General features: G+C 51.9%; 4 protein-coding genes. All 4 read right to left on the reverse strand.

All coding sequences use genetic code 11. The features are described from left to right. Window positions 1-173: 173 nt before the first annotated feature. Entirely contained in the window at window positions 174-686 is a 513-nt protein-coding gene (locus tag RDN69_RS05640) for a flavodoxin family protein (RefSeq protein ID WP_024048215.1), read from the reverse strand. Between the two features lie 86 nt (window positions 687-772). Beyond that, window positions 773-2,203: a radical SAM protein gene (locus RDN69_RS05645; protein ID WP_288218350.1), complete on the reverse strand. Its 1,431-nt coding sequence runs from the start codon at window positions 2,201-2,203 to the stop codon at window positions 773-775. Then, window positions 2,200-3,165, reverse strand: coding sequence for an ABC transporter substrate-binding protein (locus RDN69_RS05650; protein ID WP_288218351.1), 966 nt, complete (start codon window positions 3,163-3,165; stop codon window positions 2,200-2,202). The genes RDN69_RS05645 and RDN69_RS05650 overlap by 4 nt, the downstream gene beginning before the upstream one ends. Window positions 3,166-3,271: 106 nt before the next feature. Next, on the reverse strand, window positions 3,272-5,344 hold the full coding sequence (locus RDN69_RS05655; RefSeq protein ID WP_288218352.1) for a TonB-dependent siderophore receptor: 2,073 nt from the start codon (window positions 5,342-5,344) through the stop codon (window positions 3,272-3,274). Between the last annotated feature and the right edge of the window lie 228 nt (window positions 5,345-5,572).

A 5,572-nucleotide genomic window follows, 5' to 3' on the forward strand; every position in this document is an offset into this window, starting at 1 on the left:
ATCATGCGGTTTTTGTTTCATATTTTCACCTCATATGTGGTCAGAAAAAGTTTTCTTTATTGTACATCAATATATTATTTTATACATATGTATATACACAAATACATATACACAAATACAAAAGCCGCTCTCATCGTAATGAGAGCGGCTTTTTATGATTCATATTTCTCTGCTCAACCGCGCGCCGCCGCAAATTTCTCCATGTACGTGCGCGCTTTTGCGAAATCGGCTTCATTCGGATGACCGGCGCTTTCTTCCACGGAACGGCGCATTTGTTCCGGCGTATGGTAGGAATTCGGCTTGGCGTGTTTTCGCATCGCTTCAATCAGTTTCGGATCGATCGCGCCGCGAAACGCCAGCGCGCCCGAGACGCGACAGTTATCCGCCAACAGATCCGCCGCTTTTTGCAGCGACGTTTGCGCATGCTCGGATGTCGGGTCGGCGCCGAGCGTGGCAAATAATACGACCTCCGTATTTTGCAACGATGCTAAATAATCCCGCGCCTGCGCATTGGGCATTCCTTTATCCACCCAAAAGCCGACGAACACCGCGTCAAATTCCGCCGGATCGACGCCTTCGCGTATTTCCGCGAGACGACTGCCCTTCGGCGCCGCTTCATAAAACGCTTCGGCCATGCGGCGAGTGTTGCCTGTACGGCTTGAATATACAATCAGATATTTCGACATGCTCTTTCTCCTCCTCTTTCTGCCGCGAGTCGGTTATCCGGCGCAATGATCGCCTGACGCAGAGCTTGCGGCTGTTTCCTCAATGCTTAAAACGACATCGGATTATCCGCAGCCAAATTATTTTTCGCGTCTTTGTCGTCCGATGCAAAAGCTGCCGCGTCGTACGCCAAGTAATGAAACGCCCATTTCAAAAAGCGCGACATCGCTTTGTACGCATATCGGCCGGCCGCCGTGTAGACGTAGGCATCGCCGCGCCTCGTGACCAGTCCGTTAGTTTCCCAAGATTGCAAAATCGGCGTGAGAAAAAGTGACATGGGTAAATCGGTTTCTTCGTCCAAACGTTGCGGTATGATCACACCGCGATCCGCCGCCGATGTCAGGCGCCGCAACGCCGCGTCTTCCGTACCGACGAGACTCCCTGCCATCGGCCGATATCCTTGCGCAACCGCCGCGCGATACATGGGCGGCACAATCGGTTTCATAAAGCGGACGCGTCCCAAGCGACCGCCGCATGCCATGCCAAAAGCCACCATGTCGTGGCCGGCAAAGACCAATGTATTGTACAGGCTGCGCTCACTTTTGCGAGTACGCCAATGTGAACAGGAAATCGGCTCGGCGACCGCTTCCAACTCTTCCGTGGCGGCGCGGAACAACTCCTGCAATTTATCTTGATCCTGCGTCCAGTTATTTCTTTTATATTGCTGCCCTAAAATCGATTTCGGCAAAATTTGCAATTTGTACAGATCCAAGCCGGCAATCCCGCACTCCATCGCATCGCGCACATCTTCACGAATGCTCGCGACTGTCTGTCCCGGAAGCCCGTAAATCAAATCAATGACAATATCCGCTCGCCCCGCCGCGACGTATTCGCTCAGGCGGCGCTTGGCGCTTTCCCGCGTATCGCGACGGCCGATACGTTGGCGCACGTCGGTCGTAAACGCCTGCACACCGAAACTGAAGCGATTAATCCCGCTCGTGACCGCAGCGTGATATTTTTCCATATTCAAATCATCTAAACTTGATTCAAAAGTGATTTCCGCCGTCGGAGCTATGGTAAACGCCTTGCGCAACGCTCCCATGATCGCTTGAATCTGTTCCGGCTGTAGCACACCGGGCGTGCCGCCGCCGAAGAAGATCGCCGCCACATTCGCTGTGCGCGCGAATTCCGTTTGTCCGATGGAAGCGATTTCCTGCAAGAGCAGCGCCACATATTCTTCCACCTGTCGCTCCTGATAATGCTGCTTGGAAAACGCGCAATACGTGCATTGTAGTGTGCAAAAGGGAATATGCAGGTACAACGCGATCGGTCGTGCGGACGCAGGCCGATCCAAATAATCTTTCAATCTCGCCTGCAGCACATCCGGGGTCAACCGTACCTGCCGTGTCAATGCGGGTATGTCTCGCCATGTGATATCCCAAGGCGCACGTCGCCACTGCGCGCCCGCCGCGACAAAAAGCGGTTCGTTTCGCAAGGATTCCCAACGGACCCGCCATTGCTCTTGCGCAGCCGTCATCATTGGCGCTCCTCACCGGAATTCGCATGACCGCCGACGATATCCGCCATGTACCGAACCGATTTCGGATAATCTATACCGGGATTGCTTGTGAAAAGTTCCTGCGGCAGCCGGTACACGCGACCGTTTCGCACCGCCCGCAACGTCGCCCACGCGGGTTGATCCAAAAGCGCCTTGTCAAAAATGCCGTCCGATTCTCCGTGTCGAGCCATCGACCGCAATAAAATCACGTCGGGATCTGCCGCCGCCAAAGCCTCCAGACTGAACGGCGCCAAACGCGCGGATTCCGTTTGACCGCGACCGGCAAATACATCCGTGAAGCCGAGCCGACGCGCGACGTCGGAAGCGATACTCGTTTCATAGTCCAGCGTCACCGCCTGCGATGTACCGAATAAAATCGCTACCCGCACGGGTTCGCGCGGCGCCTTGACGATTTCCTGCTGCATTCTCCGCGCCAGTTCCTGTTGCACTGCGGCGGCTCGTTCATTATTCCCGCTCACCGCTCCGCACAAACGAATCGCCTCGCACACATCATCATAATTTGTCAAATTCAGCAAATATACCGGAATATGATTCGCCTCCAGCACCTGCGCCAATTTACCGTGCAGTTTGCCGTATCCGATCACCAAATCCGGATTCGCCGCGACAATTGCCTCCGCATTCGGATGCGCCAAATGGCCGACTTTCGGTTTATCTTTCGCCCGCTCCGTAACGCGATCATTACCAGTTTCCGCCCAGGCGACGTAATCGCCGCCTACCGCCTCCATAATTCCCAGCATTGACGGCGACAACAATACAATCCGCTCCGGCTTTTTAGTCAACGTAACCGTTTTTCCGCGCACGTCCGTTCCTTGGAAAAACACATGCTCTTGCGTTTTTTTCGTTGCCGTATCCTGCCCGCAACCGACGAGCAACGCCGCCGCGAGAACAAACAGCAGCCAGCCTTGCCACCAATGTCTATGCACGCAATCATCCTTTCCATGGTAAGTATGAATATTAAAAATTCCCTTGCAGCGTGTCCCGCCCTATGTAAAGAAAAGAGGAGAAGATTCTCCTCCTTTTCTTGCACAGTTAAAACTTGTATTCCAAACCGAGTGCCCATTCGCGACCGTACAAGCCAAGATTTTTATCGTACTTGTCGCCAATGTTTTCGATCTTGCCCCACAAACGCAGATCCGGATTGAATTGACGGGTAACGGTCAGATTCCAAAGTTGATAACTTTTCTTTTCTGTCGCCGCCTGTTTCGGGGCCGGCTCCACTAAGTAGTTGTGTTCACATTGCAACGACAACGCCGCTGACCAACCTGTATCCTGATGGTCATCGTAGCGCAGCTGCCAAGCTTGTGAAAGTTCGGAACGACGCGGTAAATCCTTATTTGCCGTCGTATCTTTCGCATCCAGCCAGGTGGAAACTACTTGCGCGGAAAGGGTATCGTTGAAACGATAGCCGAGAGTATTTTCCACGCCTTTAATGCGGGCTTTTTTCACATTGTTATATCGGTAGAGCTCATGTCCGTTTTGATCCGTGCCCACTTTCGAGCTATCAATCAGGTCATCCACCTTGTTGTCGAAGTAGGTCAGCGAGCCGTAGCCGCGATCCCATTCACCTTCGACGCCCAAGTCCCAGCCGGTCGATGTTTCCGGCTTGAGATCCGGGTTACCCAGGAGATGCACCCACTTCGGTCCCATTCTGCGATCCATATCATAGAAGAGCTGCATGAGCGACGGCGCGCGGAAACCTTTGCCGTAGTTCGCTTTGATGCGGAAATTGTCACGCGCGTTATATGTCACGCCGAGCTTCGGCGAAACATGACCGCCGAAATATTCATTGTGATCGTAACGCAACGCCGGCACGATAAACCATTTGTCAGCGCGAATTTCATCCTGCACGTACGCAGCGTACGTGGCCAACGAACGTTCCGACGCCACTTTGTTCGTACCGTTTTGGGAAACATGGTGTTGCTTCTCACCGGCGATACCCAAATTCGTGCCTTTGACTTTAGCGTCGGTATACGTTACGCCGTAAGTGAGTCGCTGATTGTCGGTAAGCTGCGTGGAGTTTTTGCCCTCCAACGTCCACTCGCGATTCGTATTGTCGTTGAAGTCGTATGCATTTTGTTTGCGTACCACAGCGTCATACGCTCGTTTTTCCAGAGGCTTCGACCCAGGTACCGTTTTAATAACTTTGGGGTCGGTTGCGTCTTCCCAGTCAAAACGGCTCATGTACGCGCTGACTTCCCAATCATTAACCGCCGTAGTACGTTGCCAACGCAAACCATACGTTTGCTGTTCCGATTTGCTGTCTCTTCCTCCCTCGATCTGCGCCATGCCGGTTAAAGGCGTTTTTCCCATCATAACCCGCAAAGGTCTCAACTCGGGATTCTGCGCGTCACTGGATAATTTCTCATGGTAATAATCCGCCGTAAAGGTCAACTTATTCGCATCGGCAAAATAGTAGTCAAGAGCGAGATTGTACGTCTGATCATTACCGAAATATTCCGACCACTTTTCGCCTTTGATCGTATCCCGATCGGTATGACGGAAACGCGCCCCTACGGTAGCGGCCAGTTTCCCTTGCCGGCCGGTATCGTAATGAACCCACTGCGTATGGCCCGTGGATGCGTATTCACCGCCGATCGAGCCGCTTGGCGAAGTCGATTTTTTCGTGATGATATTGATCACGCCGCCCATCGCGTCCGATCCGTACAGAGCGCTCGACGGTCCGCGGAGAATTTCAATTCGTTCCACCTGTTGCAAATTGATTCGCTCCATGGCGCGCGCGGTGCCCAAGCTGGCGCTCGAAGACTCGTTCGCAGGTTTACGACCGTCAACTAAAATCAACGATTTGTTCGTATCCATGCCGCGAATCATGACATCATGGCCGCCATGAGCGATCCGTGTTTGCATGATATTGGTATAGTACGAAAGCGCTTCGCGAATATTCGTCGCGCCGCTTTGGCGGATATTCTCGCCATCAATCACCTGCGTCGCCGCCGGTACTTCTTTCGTCGCATTTTGCGTGCGTGTAGCCGTGACAACGATATCACCGATGTCATATACCGGCACATCTGCCGCCACCGCAGTCATGCATCCCAAACAACACATTGCCAAAAGCGCCGCCTGTCGGCGTGCCAATTTATTCATTATTCCCCTCCGTTAATCACTTGAAAAATATTTTTGAATCCTTTTATCATTATATACTGTTTTTGATCAAAGTAAATACATTGCTATAATTCTAATTTTATTTTTTGTGCATATTCTTTATGGCATAGATCATTGTAATTAAGCGTATAAATCAATATATGTATCCATTTCATTAAAAGTAATTCCTCGCGCAAATGTAAACCATATTATTTTTTTTAAAACTATTCG

Source organism: uncultured Negativicoccus sp., assembly GCF_902480485.1.
GTDB lineage: Bacteria > Bacillota > Negativicutes > Veillonellales > Negativicoccaceae > Negativicoccus > Negativicoccus succinicivorans.

What these genes read in the sequence shown, in the direction of transcription:
- RDN69_RS05640 (WP_024048215.1), bottom strand. Translation starts at nt 686, where the DNA reads ATGTCGAAATATCTGATTGTATATTCAAGCCGTACAGGCAACACTCGC.
- RDN69_RS05655 (WP_288218352.1), bottom strand. Translation starts at nt 5,344, where the DNA reads ATGAATAAATTGGCACGCCGACAGGCGGCGCTTTTGGCAATGTGTTGT.
- RDN69_RS05645 (WP_288218350.1), bottom strand. Translation starts at nt 2,203, where the DNA reads ATGATGACGGCTGCGCAAGAGCAATGGCGGGTCCGTTGGGAATCCTTG.